The organism is Marinobacter sp. (assembly GCF_041687235.1).
Classification (GTDB): domain Bacteria; phylum Pseudomonadota; class Gammaproteobacteria; order Pseudomonadales; family Oleiphilaceae; genus Marinobacter.
Genome location: NZ_JAWLCH010000001.1, coordinates 687,317 through 709,730, shown reverse-complemented (window position 1 = coordinate 709,730; position 22,414 = coordinate 687,317). Strand labels below are relative to the sequence as shown.

General features: G+C 57.2%; 23 protein-coding genes. 14 read left to right on the top strand and 9 right to left on the bottom strand.

Annotated features, from left to right (window positions below; translation table 11 throughout):
* Positions 1–6: 6 nt before the first annotated feature.
* Positions 7–1,986, bottom strand: coding sequence for a 4Fe-4S binding protein (locus ACESMK_RS03090; RefSeq protein WP_372995160.1), 1,980 nt, complete (start codon positions 1,984–1,986; stop codon positions 7–9).
* A 142-nt stretch (positions 1,987–2,128) separates the two neighbouring features.
* On the opposite strand from ACESMK_RS03090, the gene ACESMK_RS03085 reads away from it, so the two are divergent.
* The 10 genes from ACESMK_RS03085 to ACESMK_RS03040 all read left to right on the top strand — a co-directional run bounded on the left by ACESMK_RS03085 (position 2,129) and on the right by ACESMK_RS03040 (position 10,654).
* Entirely contained in the window at positions 2,129–2,707 is a 579-nt protein-coding gene (locus ACESMK_RS03085; RefSeq protein ID WP_372995158.1) for a DUF3305 domain-containing protein, read from the top strand.
* Entirely contained in the window at positions 2,707–3,333 is a 627-nt protein-coding gene (locus tag ACESMK_RS03080; RefSeq protein ID WP_372995156.1) for a DUF3306 domain-containing protein, read from the top strand. The genes ACESMK_RS03085 and ACESMK_RS03080 overlap by 1 nt, the downstream gene beginning before the upstream one ends.
* 109 nt (positions 3,334–3,442) lie before the next feature.
* Positions 3,443–4,054 (top strand): molecular chaperone, encoded by a 612-nt coding sequence (locus ACESMK_RS03075; protein ID WP_372995154.1) that lies wholly within the window; start codon positions 3,443–3,445, stop codon positions 4,052–4,054.
* Between the two features lie 40 nt (positions 4,055–4,094).
* Positions 4,095–4,286: a twin-arginine translocation signal domain-containing protein gene (locus ACESMK_RS03070; protein WP_372995152.1), complete on the top strand. Its 192-nt coding sequence runs from the start codon at positions 4,095–4,097 to the stop codon at positions 4,284–4,286.
* A gap of 91 nt (positions 4,287–4,377) precedes the next feature.
* On the top strand, positions 4,378–7,263 hold the full coding sequence (locus ACESMK_RS03065) for a formate dehydrogenase subunit alpha (protein ID WP_372995150.1): 2,886 nt from the start codon (positions 4,378–4,380) through the stop codon (positions 7,261–7,263).
* Between the two features lie 15 nt (positions 7,264–7,278).
* Entirely contained in the window at positions 7,279–7,887 is a 609-nt protein-coding gene (fdh3B, locus tag ACESMK_RS03060) for a formate dehydrogenase FDH3 subunit beta (protein ID WP_372995148.1), read from the top strand.
* Between the two features lie 87 nt (positions 7,888–7,974).
* Positions 7,975–9,147, top strand: a complete 1,173-nt coding sequence (locus tag ACESMK_RS03055) for a formate dehydrogenase subunit gamma (protein WP_372995146.1) — start codon at positions 7,975–7,977, stop codon at positions 9,145–9,147.
* A complete protein-coding gene (locus ACESMK_RS03050) occupies positions 9,144–9,269 on the top strand; it encodes a hypothetical protein (protein WP_372995441.1) in 126 nt (41 codons plus the stop codon). The genes ACESMK_RS03055 and ACESMK_RS03050 overlap by 4 nt, the downstream gene beginning before the upstream one ends.
* The gene (locus ACESMK_RS03045) at positions 9,262–9,501 is read left to right on the top strand and encodes a sulfurtransferase TusA family protein (protein ID WP_372995144.1); all 240 of its coding nucleotides are present in this window, start codon (positions 9,262–9,264) and stop codon (positions 9,499–9,501) included. The genes ACESMK_RS03050 and ACESMK_RS03045 overlap by 8 nt, the downstream gene beginning before the upstream one ends.
* A 163-nt stretch (positions 9,502–9,664) precedes the next feature.
* Complete coding sequence (locus tag ACESMK_RS03040) at positions 9,665–10,654, top strand: L-threonylcarbamoyladenylate synthase (protein WP_372995142.1); 990 nt, start codon at positions 9,665–9,667, stop codon at positions 10,652–10,654.
* On the opposite strand, the gene nei is transcribed toward ACESMK_RS03040, so the two are convergent.
* Entirely contained in the window at positions 10,651–11,493 is an 843-nt protein-coding gene (gene nei / locus ACESMK_RS03035) for an endonuclease VIII (protein ID WP_372995140.1), read from the bottom strand. The genes ACESMK_RS03040 and nei overlap by 4 nt on opposite strands.
* A gap of 170 nt (positions 11,494–11,663) precedes the next feature.
* Here nei and ACESMK_RS03030 point away from each other — a divergent pair, with 170 nt between their 5' ends.
* Positions 11,664–12,341: a DUF4149 domain-containing protein gene (locus ACESMK_RS03030; protein ID WP_372995138.1), complete on the top strand. Its 678-nt coding sequence runs from the start codon at positions 11,664–11,666 to the stop codon at positions 12,339–12,341.
* Between the two features lie 2 nt (positions 12,342–12,343).
* Here ACESMK_RS03030 and ACESMK_RS03025 read toward each other — a convergent pair whose 3' ends face one another.
* On the bottom strand, positions 12,344–12,631 hold the full coding sequence (locus tag ACESMK_RS03025) for a hypothetical protein (protein WP_372995137.1): 288 nt from the start codon (positions 12,629–12,631) through the stop codon (positions 12,344–12,346).
* A 211-nt stretch (positions 12,632–12,842) separates the two neighbouring features.
* Between ACESMK_RS03025 and ACESMK_RS03020 the strand changes: the two genes are divergently transcribed.
* Positions 12,843–13,235: a globin gene (locus ACESMK_RS03020; protein WP_372995135.1), complete on the top strand. Its 393-nt coding sequence runs from the start codon at positions 12,843–12,845 to the stop codon at positions 13,233–13,235.
* A gap of 1 nt (position 13,236) precedes the next feature.
* Here ACESMK_RS03020 and ACESMK_RS03015 read toward each other — a convergent pair whose 3' ends face one another.
* The 6 genes from ACESMK_RS03015 to ACESMK_RS02990 are packed head-to-tail and all read right to left on the bottom strand — an operon-like array spanning position 13,237 to position 20,249.
* Positions 13,237–13,623, bottom strand: a complete 387-nt coding sequence (locus tag ACESMK_RS03015; RefSeq protein WP_372995133.1) for a RidA family protein — start codon at positions 13,621–13,623, stop codon at positions 13,237–13,239.
* 15 nt (positions 13,624–13,638) lie between these two features.
* The gene (locus tag ACESMK_RS03010; RefSeq protein WP_372995131.1) at positions 13,639–14,406 is read right to left on the bottom strand and encodes a DUF3726 domain-containing protein; all 768 of its coding nucleotides are present in this window, start codon (positions 14,404–14,406) and stop codon (positions 13,639–13,641) included.
* Positions 14,403–16,133: a hypothetical protein gene (locus ACESMK_RS03005; RefSeq protein ID WP_372995129.1), complete on the bottom strand. Its 1,731-nt coding sequence runs from the start codon at positions 16,131–16,133 to the stop codon at positions 14,403–14,405. The genes ACESMK_RS03010 and ACESMK_RS03005 overlap by 4 nt, the downstream gene beginning before the upstream one ends.
* A gap of 3 nt (positions 16,134–16,136) precedes the next feature.
* Complete coding sequence (locus tag ACESMK_RS03000; protein WP_372995127.1) at positions 16,137–17,756, bottom strand: BCCT family transporter; 1,620 nt, start codon at positions 17,754–17,756, stop codon at positions 16,137–16,139.
* Positions 17,757–17,793: 37 nt separating this feature from the next.
* Positions 17,794–18,795 carry a membrane dipeptidase gene (locus ACESMK_RS02995; RefSeq protein ID WP_372995125.1) on the bottom strand — a complete coding sequence of 334 codons (1,002 nt, stop codon included), beginning with the start codon at positions 18,793–18,795 and terminating at the stop codon, positions 17,794–17,796.
* A gap of 11 nt (positions 18,796–18,806) precedes the next feature.
* On the bottom strand, positions 18,807–20,249 hold the full coding sequence (locus ACESMK_RS02990) for an aldehyde dehydrogenase family protein (RefSeq protein ID WP_372995123.1): 1,443 nt from the start codon (positions 20,247–20,249) through the stop codon (positions 18,807–18,809).
* 124 nt (positions 20,250–20,373) lie between these two features.
* Here ACESMK_RS02990 and ACESMK_RS02985 point away from each other — a divergent pair, with 124 nt between their 5' ends.
* Positions 20,374–21,261, top strand: coding sequence for a LysR family transcriptional regulator (locus ACESMK_RS02985; RefSeq protein WP_372995121.1), 888 nt, complete (start codon positions 20,374–20,376; stop codon positions 21,259–21,261).
* Positions 21,262–21,405: 144 nt separating this feature from the next.
* Complete coding sequence (locus ACESMK_RS02980) at positions 21,406–22,359, top strand: hypothetical protein (protein ID WP_372995119.1); 954 nt, start codon at positions 21,406–21,408, stop codon at positions 22,357–22,359.
* Positions 22,360–22,414: the final 55 nt, after the last annotated feature.

Genomic DNA, 22,414 nt, shown 5'->3' with positions numbered 1-22,414 from the left:
TTGTTGTTAGCTGTCCAGATAGTCATCACTGGTGCGGACCCGCGGGCGTTCACCGGCCGCCATGGGGGCGGAATCCCCGTGGAACTGGGCCTTGACCCGACAGTCGTCACACATCTTGATGAGCTGCACGTTATCAGAGTTCTTGTACATCCAGTGCTGGTTTTCCAGTTTCTCGACGATTCGGTTAATGGTACTGGCAACGCCAAACGGCGTTCCGCACTTGATGCACTCGAACGGCTCTTCGCCATGCAATGCCCGCGCACTCAGCGCCGCCTTGGACACATCCAGCTGGGGCTTGAGGGTGATGGCGGTTTCAGGACAGGTGCTCTCGCAGATGCCGCACTGGACACAGGCGTTTTCCGTGAACTGGACCTCCGGACGATCCGGATGGTCACCAAGGGCACCCGTCGGGCATAGTGATACACAAGCCAGACAGAGCGTGCACTTGTCGGAATCAATTTCGATGGCACCGTATGGCGCGCCCACAGGCAGCGGAATCGGCTCTTCGATCTTGTCGGACATGGCGGCCACGGTCACCCGGGTGATATCCCGGCGGCCACCTACCAGCAGAACGGGATCGCTCACGCGACCGGCATTGTCGCCTGCATCACAAAGCTCAATGGCGGAAATAACCCGAACCCGGCTCGGCGAGTTGTGGGTACCCTTGAGCATGGCCCGGGCCAGCTCCACTTCGGCAGTTACCGCCCGACGGTCTATCTCGTTGTCCGCAAGGATCAGGACCTCGGCGTAGCCGGCGCCGAACGCCGCCATGATTTCCGCGTGGCCGATCCGGTCGACATGCTCCAGACCCATCGGGATCAGATCATCCGCGAGGCCATTATCGTAGCGGGCCAGGTTGGCGATGGCTTCGGTACCCGCACCCAGGGTGTGGAACACCAGGCGAGGAGACTCGTGGGTGTGCTCACGGTAAACCCTGGCCATCACTTCCACGGCCTTGGTCAGCGCCTCAAACGGGGTTTCATTCATGGTGACCGCAGAGGTGGGGCAGACAGCAGCGCAGGAGCCGCAGCCGGCGCAGATATCGGAATCAATCTGGATATGATCCCCGAGAGAAAAAATAGCCTCTGTCGGGCAGACATCCAGGCAGCGGGTGCAGCCCGGCTTGTTGGCCCGGGAGTGCGCGCAAAGAGACTCTTCCAGACGGAAATACACGGTTTTCTCGAACTCACCCACCATTTCCCTGGCCGTCAGGGCGATGCGCTCCAACTCACCGCTTTTGTTCGGGTCGGCCCAGAAATAACCGTTGCGCTTCTCGTGACTGGGAAACGCCGGGGCGCCGCCACGAAGGTCGATGAAGACATCGCACTCGCTGCGAGCGGTGGGCTTTGCTGCTTCATAACCGAGCTCACCGCGCCCGGCAGGATGCAGTGCTTGAAGGTGCGCAAACTCCAGTTTGAAGTTGCCCAGCGCCCCATAGGCTCCGGTCAGCTGTCCCTTGGCCACATCGTAAGCGGCTGATGGCAGCTGGATGGGGCCTGCATCATTAACAACGCAGGTCACGCCCAGTTCGTCCTGCACCAGTCCGGCCATCCTTATAGCCTGTTCGGTGGGACCCACAATGCAGCACACGCCGCTGGACTGGATGGTTTTCGCAGGTGCCATGGGCGCGGGCAGCTGGGCGGCAGCAATCAGGGCGGCCTGCTTGGCGTGCAAGCGCTCGGGCTTCGCATCGGGCGCGCTCCAGCCGGCGCGATCCCGGATATCAATGGACTGGAGTGGCGCTGAATGCTGGGTCTCAGCGTAAACGTCCTCCGCAAGGCGCTCGAACAGAGCCGCCTGCTGACCGCAGGCTATGAGAACGTCATTGCTGGCGCCAAGATGTTCGGCGGCAACACTCATTTCGGTGCCACACAGTTGATCAACTGCAATCACCTGCTCAGCGGCCGCGGCTTTACGCAAGGCCTCTGAATCGAAGGTCTGTGATTTATCGCAGCTGCATAATAGTAGGGTCTTGTATACCGTCATCAGGAGTTTGACTCTTTCGTTGTTTTTATACGTATACGTAACTGTATCGCTTTTCGAGCATGCCACAGGCATTTACTTTTGGACAATTGGATAATTGTTTTGGCCCTGCTAGCTTTACGCTATAACAAAAAAGAGACACACCATGAGCAGTCGTACAGATCAATGGAAACGTGAATTAAAGGTCGGCGCTGTCGTTCGCCGGTCTCCAGGCGTTACCCGCTGGGCAAAACATATCTGGAAGCCGGTTGCCGTTATACCAGGGGCACCTGAAGCGTTCTGGAAAGAGATGGTTCACGAAGGCGAGGTCATCGATTACCACGCGGCCACCGTGACGATGGAACTGTTCCGGGCCGATGTTGAGGGCTATCTGGTTTCTCTCAACATGGCCGTACCTTCGGTGTGGATTATCATGGACAGAGATGTAACGGGCCTGTCGCCCTCCGGCTGGGTCGTCAGCACCGTCACAGCCAGCGCCCATGAAGCGCTGGATGCCCTTGATAGCGGCGAGAGCATTGTCGAGGCAGTTCCTATACCCGAGTCCCTGGCGGCCTGGATCAAAGAGTTCATCGACATGCATTACATCGAAGAGCCATTCAAGAAACGCCGTCGCGACGAGATTCGCGTTGATGGTGTTGAGGACGCCAAGGGCGATCCCCGCATACGTCAGGAAAGCGACGTTTTCCGTGCTCCCACGACCATCAAAAAACCGAGAATTCAGTGATGACCGAATCACGTCTTCAGCGCTGGGCGCGCAAAAAAGCCGAAGCCGGCAAACAAACCGATCAGTCCCCGCCTCCTGCTGTTGAGTCAGAACCGACTCCAGAGGAACAGGAACTGGCCATCAACGAAGCATTGCCTGAACAGGAGTTGCTGGAAAAATACGGCCTGCCAAACCCGGAAAAGATTGAACTGGGCACCGACATCACCGGATTCATGCGCAAAGAAATTCCGGAGTTCCTTCGCCGGAAGGCGCTACGGGGGCTTTGGAAGTCCAACCCGGTACTCGCGGTTCTGGATGGACTCAACGATTACGACGAGGACTACACACTGGCCTCGACGGCGGGCCAGACGGTGACAACCCTGTACAAGGTTGGTGAGGGACTCGTCGACAAAGCCAAAAAAGCCGCTGACGTAGTGGATGATCAGTCAGAAAAACAGGCAATCTCATCAATGGCAGAGCCTGGTTCGACAATCGCCGAGGAGCCGGAACCTGAGGCCAGCCCCGAGCTGGAGGAGCAGGCAACGCCGACGAAACCTCCCGAGCAACAACTTGCTCAAGAAGAAACCAGCCAGTCAGAAGAGGAACCGGAACCACGATTCCGCCCTCGGATGCGCTTTGACTATTAGCTGAATACATTTCAGCTATTAGCGAAATGAAGCCCGTTTACCCCACTATTCAGAAACGTGTACTAGAATAGTGTGACAGACCGCAAATAATAATTAGAAGGAACATGAATTGAGTAACACTGCGGAAATCCAGTGCCCCCGTTCGATCTCCGAAGAAGATCGTGCCCGGGCCCAGATCTACCAACTGCTGAGCGTCCTGCTCGCAGAGCCTCCCTCGAGCGAATTGTTAAAGGGGTTGGCGTCGTTGCAGGGTGATGAGACCCCTCTGGGCGCCGCCTGCAAGAACCTCGCTGCTCTCGCCGAACGAACCAACCCCTACGATGCCGAGCGGGAGTACAACAACCTGTTTGTCGGTCTTGGTCGTGGCGAACTGCTGCCTTACGCCAGCTATTACCTCACCGGCTTCCTGAACGAGAAGCCCCTGGCGGAGCTTAGAACCGACCTCAGGTCCCGGGGCATCAAAGCCCGTAGTGATGTCAAAGAGCCAGAGGACCATATCGGGACCCTCTGTGAAATCATGGCGGGCATCATTACCGGCGAATTTCCCTGCGATAGCGGACTGGCGTCGCAAAAAGCGTTTTTTGACGCCCACATGGCGAAGTGGGCGGCCTTGTTTTTTACTGATTTGGAAGAAGCGCAAAGCGCCGTGTTATACGCGCCCGTCGGCTCGCTTGGGCGAGCCTTCATGGCCGTGGAAGCCGATGCCTTTGCAATTCAGTAACCGGGATCTGACGATCCCTTAACCCAGGGGGAGGTGTCCTATGGACAACCCGAAGCGTGAAAACAGCCGTCGCCGTTTCCTGCAAATGGCCGCAATCGCAGCGCCAGCTGCCGTTGCCATGACGGTTGCACCGAACGCCGCAGCCGAGGTCGTCAGAACAGACGTTCCGAAAAGCCGCGGTTTACGGGATACCGAACATACACGTAAGTATTTCGAATCGGCTCGCTTTTAACGGGGATTTGAGTTGATCGAGGTTGCGAAAGGCCCTTGAGAGACTCAGCTTTCCGAAAAAACGAGAATAATAAAAGAGAGAGGTATACGACATGTTAAGGAAGAAGACCAACGGGGTAGCGAAAGGCCCCCGTGCAGGCTCTTTGCTTTCTTCTCTCGCTGCCAAGACTCTGGACCGTCGTCAGTTCCTGACAACGTCTGGCGTGGCAGTGGGTGGTCTGGCGGCACTGTCGCTGACATCGGGACGGGTTGAAGCCGCAGCCCCGGCAACCGGTGGCGGGGAAGTGGTCGTCAAGAAATCCGTCTGTACGCACTGCTCGGTAGGCTGCACCGTGGAAGCCGAAGTTCAGAATGGCGTGTGGACCGGCCAGGAACCGGGCTGGGACAGCCCCTTCAACATGGGTGCGCACTGCGCCAAAGGCGCTTCGGTGCGGGAGCATGCCCACGGCGAACGTCGTCTCAAGTCGCCCATGAAATTGGTTAACGGTCAGTGGCAGAAGATTACCTGGGACACCGCCATCAACGAAATCGGCGACAAAATGCTGGAGATCCGCGAGCAAAGCGGTCCCGATTCGGTCTACTGGCTTGGCAGCGCAAAGTTCAACAACGAGCAGGCCTACCTGTTCCGTAAATTCGCGGCCTACTGGGGCACCAACAACGTGGACCACCAGGCCCGTATCTGTCACTCCACCACCGTAGCCGGTGTAGCCAATACCTGGGGCTACGGCGCGATGACCAACTCCTACAACGACATTCACAAGTCCAAGGCGATCTTCATTATCGGGGGCAACCCCGCCGAAGCGCACCCGGTGTCGCTGTTACATGTGCTGAAAGCGAAGGAAGAGAATAACGCCCCGCTGATCGTTTGCGACCCGCGTTTCACACGGACAGCCGCCCATGCCGACGAGTTCGTGCGTTTCCGCCCGGGCTCGGATGTTGCACTGGTGTGGGGAATTCTCTGGCACATCTTCGAAAACGGCTGGGAAGACAAAGAGTTCATCCGGACCCGTGTATACGGCATGGAGGACATTCGCGAAGAAGTGAAGCGGTGGAACCCCGAGGAAGTTGAACGCGTGACCGGCGCACCGGGCGCGCAGCTTGAGCGGGTTGCCCGCACTCTGGCCAACAACCGGCCCGGCACGGTTATCTGGTGTATGGGTGGTACCCAGCACACCAACGGGAACAACAACACCCGGGCTTACTGTGTGCTCCAGCTGGCCCTTGGCAACATGGGCGTAGCCGGTGGTGGCACCAACATTTTCCGGGGCCACGACAACGTTCAGGGCGCTACCGACCTCGGCGTCCTCGCCGATACCCTGCCCGGTTACTATGGTCTGGCCGCTGGTTCCTGGGCCCACTGGGCGCGAGTCTGGGAGGAAGACCTGGACTACCTGAAAGGTCGCTTTGCCGTGTGGGACAAAGACGGCAAGTCCCGGGCCATGATGAACGAGAAGGGCATTCCCGTATCCCGCTGGATTGACGGTGTTCTGGAAGCCAAGGAAAACCTGGAGCAGCCGGACAACACCCGGGCTATGGTGCTATGGGGCCACGCGCCCAACTCCCAGACCCGGATGACGGAAATGAAGGAAGCCATGGAGAAGCTCGACCTGCTGGTTGTAGTGGATCCCTTCCCGACCGTTTCCGCCGTGCTGCATGATCGCAAAGAAGGCGCCTACCTGCTGCCGACAACCACCCAGTTCGAGACGACAGGTTCAGTAACCGCATCAAACCGGTCTCTCCAGTGGCGTGAAAAGGTGATAGAGCCCCTGTTCGACTCCAAGGTCGATCACGAAATCATGAAGCTGTTTGCCGACAAATTCGGCTTCACTGATCGCATGTTCCGCAACATCGCCATTGAAGGCGATGAGCCGTCGATTGAGGACATTACCCGCGAGTTCAACAAAGGCATGTGGACCATCGGCTACACCGGCCAGTCCCCTGAACGCCTCCAGAAGCACATGAAGTACCAGCACCACTTCGACAAGACCACGCTGCGAGCAGTTGGTGGACCTTGTGATGGTGATTTCTACGGCCTGCCGTGGCCCTGCTGGGGCACAGCGGAGATGAACCATCCGGGCACAGCCAATCTGTACGACATGTCGCTTCCGGTCTCCAAAGGCGGTCTGACGTTCCGTGCCCGCTTCGGTGTTGAGCACAACGGCCAGAACATTCTGGCGGATGGTGTTTACTCCAAGGATTCCGAGATCAAGGACGGCTACCCGGAATTCACCATGCAGATGCTGATGGATCTGGGCTGGGAGGGCGACCTGACCGCGGAGGAGCGCGCCAGTATTGATGCAGTGGCCGGTCCGGCAACCAACTGGAAGACCGACCTGTCTGGTGGTATCCAGCGTGTTGCCATCAAACACGAGTGTGCACCCTTTGGTAACGCCAAGGCCCGCGCCATAGTCTGGAACTTCCCGGATCCGGTGCCCCTGCACCGCGAACCGCTGTACACCAATCGCCGTGATCTTGTTGAGGATTATCCGACCTACGAAGACAAGACCTTCTGGCGGGTGCCGACGCTGTACGAGTCAATCCAGAAGAACGACTTCAGCAAGGAGTTCCCGATCATCCTCACCTCCGGTCGTCTGGTCGAGTATGAGGGTGGTGGTGATGAAACGCGCTCCAACCCCTGGCTGGCGGAATTGCAGCAGGACATGTTCATTGAGGTGAACCCCCGGGATGCCAACAACCTGAACATCCGTGACGGCAATGACGTCTGGGTTTCCGGTCCTGAAGGCGCGCGGATCAAGGTCAAGGCCATGGTGACAGAACGTGTCGGAGAAGGTGTGGCGTTCATGCCGTTCCACTTCGGCGGGCATTATCAGGGCAAGGACCTTCGGGACAAGTATCCCAAGGGCGCCGACCCCATCGTTCTGGGCGAATCCACCAACACAGTTCAAACATACGGGTATGACTCGGTCACGCAGATGCAAGAGACCAAAGCCACCCTGTGTTCGATTATGCCGGCATAACAAGAGGTGTAGACCATGGCACTTGAAGGACAAGCACGCGCAAAATTCCTTTGCGATGCCGAACGCTGCATCGAATGCAATGCTTGCGTGACGGCCTGTAAGAATGAAAACGAAGTCCCCTGGGGTATCAACCGTCGCCGCGTGGTTACCATCGAAGATGGCAAGCCAGGCGAGCGCTCGATCTCGGTAGCCTGCATGCACTGTTCAGATGCGCCTTGTATGGCCGTCTGCCCGGTGGATTGCTTCTACCAGACCGAGGACGGCATCGTACTGCACTCCAAGGACCTGTGTATCGGCTGTGGGTACTGCTTCTACGCTTGCCCCTTCGGCGCGCCCCAGTTCCCGCAAGCGGGCAACTTTGGCAGCCGGGGCAAGATGGACAAATGCACCTTCTGTGCAGGTGGCCCCGAAGAAGACAATTCAACAGCCGAGTTTTCCAAATACGGACGCAACCGTATTGCCGAGGGCAAATTGCCCCTCTGTGCGGAAATGTGCTCGACCAAAGCCCTGTTGGCCGGTGACGGCAACGAGGTGGCGGACATCTATCGCCAGCGTATTGTGAACCGCGGTTTCGGTTCCGGCGCCTGGGGATGGGGCACAGCTTACGAGAAGAAGGGTGCATAAGCTGACCTGACTGTTCCGGGGTCCCTCGGGGCCCCGGAGCGCATTGAGGCAACGAACTCTTCTTGGTGATTCCGTTGGAGCGCTCTAATGAACAAAAAACTATTGGGTGCCGCCACTCTGGTACTGGCGACACTGCTGTTCAATCCTGCCTGGGCGCAAGAGGCCCCGGAGGTTGATCGTACAGCAACCGGGGGAGCTCAAACCCTCGAAGATATCATGCGGCGCCAGAAACAACTGGAGATGGACGATTCCTTCCGGTCTGAGAACCTGGGAGATCCGTCCCGCGCAGCACCAATCACTGACCAACTGGGCACCAGAGGCGGGGTTTCTGACTCCGAAAACTGGCGCGCTATCCGCTACAACGAGATTGACCCCAGAACCCAAGTGAGGGGGCCGGCGGCTGATGTCCTTATCCAGGATGCCGGGATGCCCTGGTGGAAACTGCGGGAAGGCCCCATCATCACGTACGGCGGCGGCGCAATTCTGGGATTCATAGCGTTGTTGGTGGTGTTCTACTTAGTTCGCGGCAAAATCATGATCGATGGTGGCCCTGCCGGCACCACGATTCAGCGATTCAAAGCCATTGAACGATTCGGCCATTGGCTCCTGGCAGGCTCCTTTATTGCGCTTGGTCTCACCGGGCTGATAACCCTCATGGGCAGAAGCTTCCTGATTCCTGTCATGGGGCCTGATGCCTTCGCGACACTCGCCGCCGGATCAAAGTGGTTGCATAACAATGTAGCCTGGGCCTTTATGCTGGGTCTGGTGATGACATTCGTGATGTGGGTTGCCCACAACATCCCCAACAAGCTGGACTGGCAGTGGCTGAAGGCAGGTGGCGGTATTTTTACCAAATCCCACCCGTCTTCAAAGAAGTTCAATGCCGGTCAGAAAATCATCTTCTGGACGGTAATGATACTGGGGGCCTCGGTGTCTCTTTCCGGGCTGTCACTGCTGTTCCCGTTCCAGATGCCGATGTTTGCCGACACCTTCGGAGTGATCAACAGCGTCCTGGGAACCAGCTTCCCGACCGATCTCGCGCCCCATGAAGAGATGCAATATGCCAATATCTGGCACTCAATCGTGGCGTTCGTGATGATGCTGGCCATTATTGCCCACATCTATATCGGCTCGGTCGGTATGGAAGGGGCGTTTGACGCGATGGGCAACGGCCAGGTTGATCTCGAGTGGGCCCGCCAGCACCATGATCTTTGGGTTGCCGAGGTTGAGGCCAAACAAGGCAAAGGAGAGTCACCGTGAAGGTCATGATTTCCGCATTTGTCGCAGCTCTGGTCATTGCCTTTGCGGCACCGGTTGTTCTGAACCAGTTCGGCTGGTCTTCAGCCGAACAAACCAGCGCCGAGAGTGTGCGTCTTGACTGATCAGTCCGAGGTATACCAGATCGACGCCGTCGGTCTGGTATGCCCGCTTCCTATTCTGCGTTTCAAAAAACGGATCCGGGATTTACCCAGCGGAACAGAGGTCGAGTTTCTCGCCGATGACCCCAGCGGTCGAAAGGATTTGCAGGCTCTGTGCGAGATCACGGGCCACCAGGTCAAATGGATCCGTGAAGAAAACGCGGGTGTGCTCCGCTATCGGATTCGTCTGGCTTAACAAGACATCGGACAAGAAACCACATTCAGTGCCCAACCCCTCCTCTTTTTCGATCATTAAAACTGGAATAATCGATTTTTACCGCGAGCCATCGGGGGTAGATTGCCGGGCCTGGATTGGAATCGTTCGAGTCTGACGATTTTTGTCTCTTTAAGGAAACGCCATGCCCGCGACAATCAAACTGGATGCGACAAGAGCAGACCATCTTCAGCAGGCCGCCAGCCTCCTGCTTGCCGGCCAGCTCGTGGCTGTACCGACAGAAACTGTTTATGGCCTGGCGGCCGACGCGAGTAACGAACAAGCCGTAAGAAAGGTCTTTGAAGCGAAACAACGCCCGGTCGGACACCCTCTTATTGTCCATGTTGCTTCACCGGACAGAATCAGGCTCTGGGTCGATCACCTCCCGCAGACAGCCGTCCAGTTGATCAAGGTATTCTGGCCCGGGCCGCTCACGCTGCTGCTGCCAAAGAAAAGCGGCGTCAGCGATTTCATTACCGGCGGTAATCCGGGCGTGGCGGTCAGGATGCCGGCGCACCCGGCAACGCTGGCAACCATGGAGCGGCTTGGACGAGATCTGGTTGCCCCATCCGCAAATCCTTACGGCAGGATCAGCCCGACAAACGCAGAGCACGTGCTCGCGGGCCTGTCCGGGAAAATCGAGGCGGTACTGGATGGCGGGAACTGTTCGGTAGGCATTGAATCCACCATTATCGACCTGACCGGCGACACCCCGGTCATCGCCCGACCCGGGCAGATAGCACAGAGCGATATCGAAGCCTGCCTGGGGATCACGCTCGCGCCAGGCAAAGCTGCCAGTCAGGCCGTGCCGGGAAGCGTAAAGCGCCACTACCAGCCGGTCACACCCACCGTTGGAGTGGCCAATGATCGCTTCGCCGCGCTACTGCCGGAAGTCACCCCGGCAGGCGAAAAGATTGGCGTTATCTGGTGGCGATCTCCTCCGGGCGAACTGGCCTCCGAGTCCATCATGCTCAGCGCCGACTCCAACGAGTACGCCCGCATGCTCTACACCGCAATGCACTCCATGGATGAGGCAAACGTCGATCGAATCGTGATCGAACTACCGCCCAGGGAAAACCAGTGGCTGGCGGTCCACGATCGTTTGGGACGGGCCTGTACCGAACAATTCGGTTAAGCCGGCACGCCCTGGCACACAGGGCAATAATACAGCCGCCGGCTGGCCATCATGGTTTTCACAAGAGGCGACGCGCAATCGTGGCAGCGTTCGCCATCGCGGTTAAACACCATGTGCCGGCGCTGCCCGAACGTCCATCCTTCCTGCTTGAGCCGGTCCGCCCGCTCGGGCGAATTGGTGATGCCCTTTAACTGATAGGTTCGCTGTACCAGGGTCAGAATCGCCCCGGCCAATTTCGACTGCTGATCGGCATCCAGATCACGCGGTCGTGCCCAGGGCGAAATCCCTGCTTCGAAGAGGATTTCCGAGCGCAGATAATTGCCGATTCCGGCAACAAATCCCTGATCCAGAAGCAGACCGCCCAGGTTTCGGCCACGGAAACGCTTTTCTCCGAACACGGCTAAAAGCTGATCTATTCCAACTGCTTGATTGAGAGGATCCGGTCCCAGCCGGGAGAGGTAGGGAACCTCGTTCAGTTCATCCGGCCGAACCAGTTGAATGTCCGAGGCACTGTATAGCCGGGCGGCTTTCTTCGGACCAAAAACCGCAAACCGCAGCTGCCGATTGGTCTTCGGCTCCGCATCAGGCCTTCCGATCCGCCACTTTCCGTAGAGCTGGTTATGACTGTAAACACACCAGGGCCCGTCTTCGTCCGTGGCTTCGAAAAACACCAGGACGGCTTTACTCCGAGCTTCCACTCGCTCCACTCTGCGTCCGCAAAGGGCGTTTTCGAAAGCTTTCAGGTGTTCAAAGGCAAAGAACACGGATTGCACTGTCTTGCCGCCCACGGCTTTATCGATGTCATCGACCATGCGGCGTATTTCCGGACCCTCGGGCATACTCTCAACCGCTCCAGACCAGTCTCGTTGTTTTACAAATGAATCATGTCGTACGTTGTTTTCAGCAGTTCGGAGTTTTCAGGTCACAAAGTTTTGTCCGGATCCGGGTAAGCCCTTTGCCCAACCTGCTCGTAGGTTCTGGAGTATTCAACGCACGAGCAAGGTGGGTCATGATGGAATCAGTCGCACTTCTTCTTACCGCCGCCCTATTCGGCGGCATGGTGCTTTATTCCGCAGGTTTTGCCGGCTTCCTGTTTACAGTATTGCCGCCGGACACCGCTGGCGCGTCGATACGAAGAGCCTTCCCGGTGTTCTACTTGCTGGTAATGGGCACCTCGCTGCTGGCCGCCATCTTCGTCTGGCGGAGCGATCTATGGAGCGCCATCTGGCTGGCCATTATTGCACTCTCAACACTACCCACTCGCCAGATTCTGATGCCCGCCATCAATCGGGCGAATGACATGAAGACGCAACCGCTTTTGCTGCTGAGCGCGACAGTTGTTCTTGCCATAGGCTTGCTTATTGGAACCGGAGAATCGCAGTCGGCCAGCAAAGAGACCGCTCAGCTGGTACCTCTGGCGTACGCCGAGAAATGGGGTGCTGCTCGATGGGACGATGGGCTTCGGGAACAGTTTCTGAACGATCCAGATAATATGGTTCGGTTGTCCCGAGAAGACATGCAGAAACGTAACAATCGAGGGCTGGAGGAGTGGCTGCCGGCTTCAGGTCAGTGCGACTACCTCGGCAAACTCATGTCTGTGATGGAGCAATATGAACTCCACCACAGACATGAACAATGGCAGGATTTACTGGTCAAACGACAGCGTTGCTACACCCAGTTTCAATAACCTTAACGCTTGTCTCCCGGACCGACCAGATCAGAGAGTTTTTCGCGCAGTGAATCGATATTGTCTTCTCCACTTTGCTTCAGCTCATCCAGTTTTTTGCGGCCATCCGAGATTTTATCTTCGACCGAACGCAACGCATCCGAGGCGCTCTGCTGGATATCCGCGCTGGCCTTCTCGTTCTCGGCTTCCGCTTCTTTGGCTTTAGCCTGGGCTTTCAGGGAATCGGCTTGCTTTTCCCACTCTTCAAGTTGTGCTTCTGCTTTTCTGATCAGTTCGTCTTTCAATGACATGGAGCGCCTCCTTTGCTGTATCAGCGAATGTCGACCCTCATACTCAAGAAAGAGGATCGCAAACGCAACCCGTAGGCCTGCCATATGACTGATTCAGCGACAGTTATTTCGGAAAACCAGTAACAAATGTCAACTGAAAGTGTTCATTTTGCCGAGTATCCTCGCGGCTCGATTTCATCAGTGACAGATCAGGCAAGGACACTTACTGCAAATGAACAAAACGGACCTCGTCTTTCAGAGCTACGGACGCTGCTGCAACCGAGATGCCTTCTTCGTCGACTTCTATGACTCCTTCATGGCCAGTTCGAGCATTATCAAGGATCGGTTCGCGAATACGGATATGGGCGCGCAACGTCATCTCCTGCGCAACGGCATCATGCAGTTAATCCTTCACGCTCGCGGCATGTCAGACCGAAAGCTGAAAGCGCTTGGCGAGAGCCACAACCGCTCGCAATACAACATCAAGCCTGAGTGGTACTCCCTATGGCTGGATTCGCTCATGAAGACTGTGCGCCTTCATGATCCGGAGTACACCCCTGAACTGGATTCAGCGTGGCGGGAGGTTCTGACGCCGGGGATTGATCTTATACGCGGGGCGTACTGAGCTACGTCGCGGCATACGCCACAATCTCCACCAGCATTTCTTCCCGCGCAAACCCCGAGACAATAATTGCAGCCCGATTCGGATAAGGCGAAGCCACGTACTCGGCATAAACCTGGTTTACCGTGGCAAGATGAGCCCTATCGGTCACGTAGATGAGCGCCTGAGTCAGGCTGGCCATGCCGCCGCCGGCGCATTCAAGGGTATGTTTGAGGTTTTCCATGGTTTGCCTGGCCTGGGATTCGATGCCGCCTGCCACCACCTGACCACTGGCGTCGATTGGAATCTGAGCGGTAAAGAGAATGCCATTGGCGGTAACGGCCCATTCGAGGGGAGCCTTGGAGCGCGGCAGTTGTGTAGCAACTGGGGTAATTGTGCTGGCTGCGGTCATGTTGTGTTTCTCTATTCAGTCGTTATCACTGGTGCCTGCACCGGCACCGCTTCGGGAAGCATCGGTTGCCTCAACCAGAAGCCGATCGGCCAGGGATTTCAGGTTGTGCCAGAGCTCATCGTCAACATCCATGCCCTCGACCAGCGCTCTGTCTCTCTGCCTTTCGAGATCCTCTTCGGTCTGTCGCATCAGGTTGGTCAACTCGTATTCCGAGCGCAGGCTTGGCAGTAAATCAACGTGGTTCGCCATGATCAGGGTGATGCCATCGTTTTTCTCGGTGTCGTCGGGCGTATTCTCCAGACTGTAGAGGCAGATCTCGGGAACCGGGTGCCCCGCCTTGAACCCGACCACCAGTTCTGTGAGCGGGTCATGAGCATTGCGCCAGAAGGCCGTGACATTCATGCCCCGGCGCGCAAGCCGCGAAAGATAGCCAATAATCAGAATGCGATTGTGGCAGTGGCGAATCTTGGTGACCGACAGACCTCGCCCGCGGGCCCTGGCATACCCCAGTTCCACAGCAAGGCTCGCGTTGCCGAGAATACTATGGCTGTGGGCATCAAGAACGCTGAAGTCTTCATCCTGGTAGACCAGGGTTGGCGACTCGTTATGATCCTCAGCCAAAAGAAACCTGAGACCTTTTTTCAGCGCTTCGACCCCGCCCAGGCCATGGGCTTCCATCCAGGCGACCATTTCAGCGGCGTCGATGGCATCACCCTCGGCAAAACCGATTCCGATAAACGCTTTCCTGCCTATACCCTGAAGTTCATTGAAGGAGACTTTCATGGCAGGTCCAGCTCCGGTTCCACGGGAAAGCTCCAGTCGTCCAGCTCGGCGAGTCGCGCCTTGTCGGTGCCGTGATCACTGAAAAGCTCACAGAACAGGGGCGCACCCTGGAACATGGTCACTCTCACCCAACGGTCGGATTTAGGATCAAACCGGCTGGCCCCGAAGAACGACAATTTCGTTCTCAGAAGATGCATGGGCTTCATGTCCCGGTGCCAGAGATTTGCCTGGATTTCACCATAAGGCGTAGCGGCCATGGTCTGGATCCGGCGCACACACTCTTTCTGCCGGGGATGCGCCATCAGAAACTCGACTACAGAACCCCGGGGGGATCGGTCGAGAAAGGCATCCAGCAATTGATGGGTACGATAAATCCGGGGCCCGATCGCAAGCGGCATTTCTTTTTCCGCGCCCGGTTCGCGTGCGCGCACCCCGAGCCTCGGTTCTTCTTTCTCGATAGAGCGGTACCAGAACCAGTACTGGTGGTCCGGGTTTTTAGGATCATAGTCCAGTGCCCAGGCAAACCGGGCTTCAATTTCCTGCTTCAGCGTTGCTGCCCGCATTTCCGGTTGTAGTTCCAGTATTTCCTCACAGCCGAGTTCATCCTCCACGGCATCAATCAGATCCGGATACAGTTCGATAAGCAGGGTATTGATCAGTTCCTGGGCCTCCAGTGAACACTGCTTGTCTGCCCAGGCCAGCAGATCGCTCCACAGGGTCGGAGTGGCCGGGGTTCTTTCCAGCCATTCGATAACTGAATCAATGGAGACAACGGTCGCCTCATTGCGCCGGGTCTGCTCGGGATCCTCGGTGACAGTCTCCAGAAAGTGCCTGTGGGCCCTTTTTAGCAACGCCAAAAGTTCACGCCGGCTGGCGTCATCGGGCAATTGTTCACGGGCATAGGCCAGAGCCCGCTCACGACAGTACACCCATTGCTGGATCAGTTGAGGGTGATTGATCAGAAACGGCGCCATGCCAAGCCCTGTGGAATTTCCGATGCCCAGATAACGCTGCAAGGATGGATGCAGGGCAACCGCCCGCTCCGGCGAAAGATTCCTGGCAAGATGCTCAACCTGCTGCACTGAAAAGTGGCGCAACAGGTAGACCGCAAACATCTGCGCCGAGAAGGGCCGATTGAAATCCGGGTTGTTCTGCAGGCGTGCATAATCCGCGATACCGAACTTGCCGTTACCGTAGACCGCGGTTGTGCGGTAAAGGTAACCGACCCGTGTCAGCCAGGCCGGATCAGGCTGGCGGCCGGCGGCCAGCGCATCAACAAAGTGACCAAAGTTCCTGAGGCTCTTGTTGGCGCGCGATAAAACCAGCAATCGAGGATGTTGACGACCCGCCTCCTGCAGCGGCACATTGGCCGCCATTTGCTCAAGAAGACTGTCTTCCACTTCACCTTCCAACAGCGCAAAGGTGACATCCCAGGCCTCCGCAATCACCCGGTCAGACCGGAGTTCCGGATCCAGATGCTGTGAGAACACCACGCCATGATAGGTGTGGTTCGGGGTATTCAGGCGGTAAATCACAACCCCATGACCATCGGCATCAAGGTCAAAACGAACCGTGGTGACTGTCCAGTCCTCCCTTGCCATCTGGCGAACCAGACTGCGACAAAAGCTCAAACGACTGGCGTGGAGGCTTCCAAGCCGGACCAGATTCATCACCTGGCCGGGCGGGCGGAGCTGGAGCTCGGGCTGTGCATCTAAGGGAGTTGCCATGCTTCAGACTCCTGAACTCTCGGACGAGCCCGTGGTGGCGCCAACCAGCGCCACTTCACCCTTGGGCGGGACGATGCCCTGCTCCCGAGCCATGGCGTAGGCAGATTTGGGCCCTATGTAGAGCGATGGCAGCAGGATCAGTGAAACCGGGATCGCCGTAATCACGATAAACTGCTGCAGAGCACTGATCTGCCCTGCCCCCATGTACAACAACACTGCCGCCATCAAGGCCATGGCAACGCCCCAGAAAGCGCGAACGATCGGCTCGGGCTCGTCATGACCGGCGCTCACCACGGCGATGGCATAGCTCATGGAATCGCCGGTGGTAGCGACAAAGATAGTCGTCAGCAGCAGAATCGCCAGCGCCATCATGGCTCCGCCCGGCAGGGCTTCCGCAATGGTGAGTGTGGCAACATCGAACTGGAAGTTGTTTAGAGCCTCGGTGAGATCGATCACCCCGGTAATCTGATAGAAGATGCCGGAACCACCAAGCAGAGTGAACCAGATTGTGGTGGCGACCGGCGCCATGACACCAACCGCGAGAATCATTTGCCGGATGGTGCGTCCCCGGGAGATCCGCGCAACAAAAATGGCCATCAACGGCCCATAACCCAGGAACCAGGCAAAGAAGAACACCGTCCACCACTGCATCCACCAGCCTTCAGCGGTACCCGCCGTTACGGTAGCCATTGCGAAAAAGGAAGTGATGTATTCGCCAAAGCCCTGAGTGTAAGCATTGGTCAGAAACAGTGTCGGACCAAAGATGAAGATAACGGCGGCAATGGCCAGGGCGAGAAACACGTTGAAACGGCTCAGCAGCTGAATTCCCCGGTGAATGCCGGTCATCGCCGAGGTCACGTACACACCGGCAAGCACCGCGAGAATGATCAGCTGGGTGCCATAACCCTCGGAAAAGCCAAACAGCTCGTGCAAACCAAAGCTGACCTGGGTCGCAAGGAACCCGATGGGCCCGACCGTGCCCGCAACCACGGCAATCACACAGGCTGCGTCAACGCAGCCGCCAAACCAGCCCTTCATTACCCGATCACCAAAAACGGGATACAACAGAGTACGGGGCTGTAACGGCTGACCTTTTACGTAATGAGCATGGGCCAGAACGATGGCTGACAGAGTGCCGAGAATGGCCCAGGCCAGAAAGCCCCAGTGCATGAAGGACTGGGCCAGCGCAGGCGCTACAGCCTCTGCCGTACCCGCTTCGGTGTTGAATACCGGCGGCGTGACAACAAAGTGGTACACCGGCTCACCCGCCGCAAAGAAAACGCCACCACCGGCAAGAAGGGTGCACATGATAATAGAGAGCCATTTGAAGGTGCTGAGCTCAGGCGTATCCCGGTTGCCGACCTTGGCACTGCCCGCCGGCGAGATCGCCACCCCCATTCCGATCAGAAAGGTGAGCAGCAACAGCAGCTGGAAATAGGACCCCAGGGATTTGGCAGTCCATGCAAAGCCGTCGCTGATCAGTCCGGCCGTCCACTGAATGTCATACAGTGAAAGACCCAGAAAAAGCAGTATGAAGCCGACGCTCAGGCCTAATACAATTGGATCGCCGAAGCGTCTTACACCCGTTTCCGGGATAGCGATGGAGCTGGCTGAGTTTGTCATGACGATTACCTGTTTTTGTTTTTGGAACAGTGTGTAATCAGAACGCGGCGTTTACAGCGGGCCGCGTGCCCTCGGTTAATTGTCTGAGCCAGTTTCGGCCGATGATCTTTTCGATTTCCTCGTGGTTAAATCCCTTCTGGCGCAGACCTTCCACGATATTCGGGAAGTGACGGTTATCGCTGAACCAGGCCAGCGGGGAGGGCCAGCCGGCGTTCGACTGGCTGCCTTCGCCGTAGTCCATGGCCTTACTCCAGCGCCCGTTTCGCATCCAGGTCAGCACCGATTCGGGCTGGGCCTGGCAGAGATCCGTACCCATGCCGATGTGATCAATCCCCATCAGCTCGGCGGTATCGGCCACCATGCCGCAGAACTCATCCAGCGTGCAGTCGGGCCCATTTTTAAGATGAAATGGATACACTGAAAAACCGAGAATGCCGCCGCTTTCGGCGATGGCGCGCAACACCGTATCGGATTTGTTGCGCTTGGCAGGATGAAAGCTGGCAGGATTTGCATGGGAGATGATGACCGGCCGCTCCGACAGCTCAATAGCCTCAAGCGTGGAACGCTCAGCGCTATGGGACATATCGATCAGCATCCCGACCCGGTTCATCTCCCGGATCGCCTGCCGACCAAATCGGGTAATGCCGCTGTCTTCCGCTTCGTAACAACCACAGGCCAGAAGGCTCTGGTTATTGTAGGTAAGCTGCATGATCAACAATCCCAACCGGCGCATGATGGCCACCAGGTCGATATCATCCTCAATGGGCGAGCAGTTCTGGGCTCCGAAGAAAACGCCGACCCGGTTCGTTTCTCTGGCCAGTTCGATATCGCTAGCCTCAAAGACCGGCATAATCAGGTCTGCATGTTCCTCGAAACGACGCTGCCACTCGCCAAAACGCAGAAGGGTTTCGCGACAGTTCTCGTGGTACACAAGCGTGGCGTGGACTGCATCCACACCACCCTCTCGCATTTGTTCGAAAATGGCTCTCGACCAGTTGGAATACTGCAGGCCGTCAATGGTAAGCACAGACTTTGACATGGCGTCAGACCTCAGGCCTTGGTGTAGCAGGTTTTGATCACGGTGTAGAACTCCCGGGCATACTGGCCCTGCTCCCGGGGCCCGAAGCTGGAGTCCTTTCTGCCACCGAATGGCACGTGGTAATCGGTGCCGGCGGTCGCCAGGTTAACCATCACGCAACCGGTCTCGGCCCGGGCCTTGAAGTCAGAGGCACGTTGCAGTGAACGGGTAATCAGACCGGCGGTCAGTCCATAGTTGGTATCGTTCAGGGTGGCCAGGGCAGTTTCGTAGTCGGGCACACGGATGACACAGGCCACCGGGCCAAACACTTCGTCGCGGTTGATGCTCATGTCGTTGGTGGTATTGGTGAACAGCACCGGCTGCATGTAGTAACCGTCTGCATCCACGTTGACGTGGTCGCCACCGAAGGCCATGGTCGCACCCTCTTCCAGCGCCACGCCAACCCAGCGTTGATTGGCTTCCAGCTGGCTCTTGCTGGCTATCGGGCCGATAGCAGTGCCCTCGGACAGAGCCGGGCCAACTTTTGCACCGGCCAGCTTCGCCGTCAGCTTCTGAACGAACTCGTCATGCACCGAATCCACAACGATCAATCGGGAGGATGCCGTACACTTTTGCCCGGAGCCGGAGTAGGCGCCGGCAAAAGCCGCTTCGACCGCCAGATCCACATCGGCATCGTCGAGCACGATCAGGGCATTCTTCGACCCCATTTCCAGCTGACATTTCACCAGGTTGGCGGCTGTGGCTGACGCCACCCGTCGACCGACGTCCAGGGACCCTGTAAAGGTAATTGCCTGTACATCGGGGCTGGTGATCAAGGCCTCGCCGGCCTCACGACCGCTACCGGTAATCAGATTAAACGTGCCGGCCGGCAGGTTCTGGCGGCTGATGATTTCAGTCAGTGCCCAAGCACTGGCCGGCACCAGATTCGCAGGCTTGAACACCACTGCATTGCCAAAGGCCAGGGCGGGCGCAATTTTCCAGACTGCCGTGGCCATCGGGAAATTCCAGGGGCTGATGACGCCAACCACGCCAAGCGGCTCACGACGGGTTTCTATTTCGACGCCAGGCCGCACAGACGCAACCCGATCGTCGATCTGTCGAAGCACTTCAGCTGCGTAGTACTGGAAAAACTGCCCGGAGCGATAAACCTCACCCCTGCCTTCCGCCAGGGGCTTGCCCTCTTCTCTGGACAAAAGCTCACCGAGCTCGTCCTTGCGGGCGATCAGCTCATTGCCAATTGCCATCAACACGCTGTAGCGGGTCTCAAGACCGGTTTCTGCCCAGATTTTCTGGCCAGCCTGTGCGGCACTGATGGCTTGCTTTACCTGCTCGGCACTTGCCTGGTCATAGTGGCCGATAATGTCGCTGAGATCTGAAGGGTTCTGATTGGGCTGGGCGTCATGGGCGCCTGCAACCCACTCGCCGCCGATGTAAAGTGCGTGTGAATTTGGCATGGGTTCCTCCTTATATGATCCCCCAAGCCTAGACGCTCCAGATAAATAAGGATAATCAAAAATATCGTGTTTTTAGTAAGTTTTTCTTATATTTTTAAGAAGAAACAGACTGAGGCGAGTGCACATGTCAATCGAACTCAAGATTCAGCCTCTACGCTACGTATTGGCGGTGCGGGAAGAAGGCAGCTTTCACGGCGCAGCGCTGAAACTCCATCGGAGCCAGCCGGCGCTATCCATGGCCATTCGTGATCTGGAAGAAAAGCTGGGGCAGCCGCTGTTCGAAAAAACCCACAAAGGGCAGCTCACTCCGTTCGGCGAGTATTGCCTGCCCAGATTCCGGGAGCTGATCAACCAGCACGACAGGCTGGCAAGCGAACTTCAACAGATGGCCAAGGGGCACCAGGGGCGGGTGACGCTGGCCACGGTACCCTCGGTTGCCAGCCGGTTGATGCCTGAATTTCTCGCAACCTTCGTCGCCCGGTACCCGGACATCAACATCAATCTCCATGACGAAAATGCAGAGTTTGTCTGCCGGCTCGTAGCCAATGGAGAGGTGGATCTGGGAATCAGCAGTATGTGGGTCCAGGATGAGACTCTGTCCTTCAACCCGCTGTTCGAAGACAACGTCGGCGTCGTCATGCGCAAGGACCATCCCCTGGCCGGACGGCGCAGCCTGAAATGGCAGGAATTGACGGAAGAGCGTTTTATTGCCAACGGCACATCCCGGCTTCTGAAGCATACGGCCGCCGCGAGCCTGGTCGATAACAACGATTTCTTTATCTCCAACATGATCTCCCTGCTCGCCATGCTGGAAGCCGGCAGTGGCATCACCACACTCCCGCGACTCGCCTTCCCGGTAAACAACGACAAGCTGTGTTTTGTTCCGCTGAGCGAACCAAAACTGGTGCGCCAGATAGGTATCATCAAACAGGCTTCCCGCTCGCTGTCACCCTCCGCCCAGGCTCTGGAAAAGATGATTCATGCCGAATTGGCAGGCATGGCGATTTCCTGAAGCCAGAGTGCAGTTCAGCCCGTTGTCACTGTGAACAGGAGCTTCTCCTGGCTCGCTTTACCTGATTTTTACACCCCGTTGACGGAGCCATCCGTAAAACCCTGCAATCATTCCGGACAACAGGATCCGATTCAGGAGTGGTTTATGGCAACCAGCAAAACGGTGCTGATACTCAGTGTTCTCGTAATGGCTCTGACCGGCTGCAAGGTCACCACCACAGACAGCCGCCATTATCATCCGGATTCTGACAGCTTCATTTCCGGCCTGTTCTATGACGCAAGGGATACAGGCCGACACTATCCGATCACCTCGTGGGCACTCAACAGCGACACCGAAGCCTGCCGGAATGAGACTCTGTACTTCGAGACCAACAGCGGTCGGGTTCGAGTCTATGGTTCGCCGGCCTATAGCGAAACCTCGTTCCGGGCTGCCGCCTCGGAGCTTGAACGCCGGGTCGACGGAGTCCTGGGCCGGTTCCAGTTGCGCTGGTCCGATTTTGTCGAAGACCGCAGCGCTGCAGCACCCTATCCACGGAAAGTAATCGGTTGTCTCAGCCCGAAAGTGTCGCGCAGTGAGTTTGTATCGGCCTCAATGGCCGCGGTGGCATTCAACCCATATTACGGCCAGTGGCCCTACGAGACCGGCCAGATTGTTACCCATGAACTGGCCCATTTTGTTCAGGAAAACCTGTCCCGGTATGACGCCAGTTACAGCCTTTTGCCCTACTGGTTCGCCGAAGGCCAGGCTGTTGTTGTGGCGGGCGAGCCGGTTGCCCCGGTCTATCAGCACTATGACTACGATCCGCTGTGGGACGTCACACCCCATGACGCTGCAGACATCCCGTATCGATTCGAGCATTACGGTCTGGCTTACCGCTATCTGGAAAAGGCCAATGGCACTCTGGCGATGACGGTCCTGCTGGAAATGGTGCAAATACTGGACTGGGATGGTGGGTTTCTTGGTGAGGTCAGCACCGGAGAATCCCGCGCCTTTGTCGAAGCGTTCAATTCAGCCGGTCTTGTGGACCATCGGAATAACTCACTGACTTTTCAACGATTCCGGAGCGAATACCACGATCTTCTCAACAGCAGTTATTAAGCAACACCAGCGCGGACTGGATAAAGGTTGCCCAATCGGGGATAATTCCGCCCGC

Excerpts from the sequence above, each read along its gene's own strand:
- ACESMK_RS03090 (WP_372995160.1), bottom strand. The coding sequence starts at position 1,986 with ATGACGGTATACAAGACCCTACTATTATGCAGCTGCGATAAATCACAG.
- ACESMK_RS03085 (WP_372995158.1), top strand. The coding sequence starts at position 2,129 with ATGAGCAGTCGTACAGATCAATGGAAACGTGAATTAAAGGTCGGCGCT.
- ACESMK_RS03080 (WP_372995156.1), top strand. The coding sequence starts at position 2,707 with ATGACCGAATCACGTCTTCAGCGCTGGGCGCGCAAAAAAGCCGAAGCC.
- ACESMK_RS03070 (WP_372995152.1), top strand. The coding sequence starts at position 4,095 with ATGGACAACCCGAAGCGTGAAAACAGCCGTCGCCGTTTCCTGCAAATG.
- ACESMK_RS03065 (WP_372995150.1), top strand. The coding sequence starts at position 4,378 with ATGTTAAGGAAGAAGACCAACGGGGTAGCGAAAGGCCCCCGTGCAGGC.
- fdh3B (WP_372995148.1), top strand. The coding sequence starts at position 7,279 with ATGGCACTTGAAGGACAAGCACGCGCAAAATTCCTTTGCGATGCCGAA.
- ACESMK_RS03055 (WP_372995146.1), top strand. The coding sequence starts at position 7,975 with ATGAACAAAAAACTATTGGGTGCCGCCACTCTGGTACTGGCGACACTG.
- ACESMK_RS03040 (WP_372995142.1), top strand. The coding sequence starts at position 9,665 with ATGCCCGCGACAATCAAACTGGATGCGACAAGAGCAGACCATCTTCAG.
- nei (WP_372995140.1), bottom strand. The coding sequence starts at position 11,493 with ATGCCCGAGGGTCCGGAAATACGCCGCATGGTCGATGACATCGATAAA.
- ACESMK_RS03030 (WP_372995138.1), top strand. The coding sequence starts at position 11,664 with ATGATGGAATCAGTCGCACTTCTTCTTACCGCCGCCCTATTCGGCGGC.
- ACESMK_RS03025 (WP_372995137.1), bottom strand. The coding sequence starts at position 12,631 with ATGTCATTGAAAGACGAACTGATCAGAAAAGCAGAAGCACAACTTGAA.
- ACESMK_RS03020 (WP_372995135.1), top strand. The coding sequence starts at position 12,843 with ATGAACAAAACGGACCTCGTCTTTCAGAGCTACGGACGCTGCTGCAAC.
- ACESMK_RS03015 (WP_372995133.1), bottom strand. The coding sequence starts at position 13,623 with ATGACCGCAGCCAGCACAATTACCCCAGTTGCTACACAACTGCCGCGC.
- ACESMK_RS03010 (WP_372995131.1), bottom strand. The coding sequence starts at position 14,406 with ATGAAAGTCTCCTTCAATGAACTTCAGGGTATAGGCAGGAAAGCGTTT.
- ACESMK_RS03005 (WP_372995129.1), bottom strand. The coding sequence starts at position 16,133 with ATGGCAACTCCCTTAGATGCACAGCCCGAGCTCCAGCTCCGCCCGCCC.
- ACESMK_RS03000 (WP_372995127.1), bottom strand. The coding sequence starts at position 17,756 with ATGACAAACTCAGCCAGCTCCATCGCTATCCCGGAAACGGGTGTAAGA.
- ACESMK_RS02995 (WP_372995125.1), bottom strand. The coding sequence starts at position 18,795 with ATGTCAAAGTCTGTGCTTACCATTGACGGCCTGCAGTATTCCAACTGG.
- ACESMK_RS02990 (WP_372995123.1), bottom strand. The coding sequence starts at position 20,249 with ATGCCAAATTCACACGCACTTTACATCGGCGGCGAGTGGGTTGCAGGC.
- ACESMK_RS02985 (WP_372995121.1), top strand. The coding sequence starts at position 20,374 with ATGTCAATCGAACTCAAGATTCAGCCTCTACGCTACGTATTGGCGGTG.
- ACESMK_RS02980 (WP_372995119.1), top strand. The coding sequence starts at position 21,406 with ATGGCAACCAGCAAAACGGTGCTGATACTCAGTGTTCTCGTAATGGCT.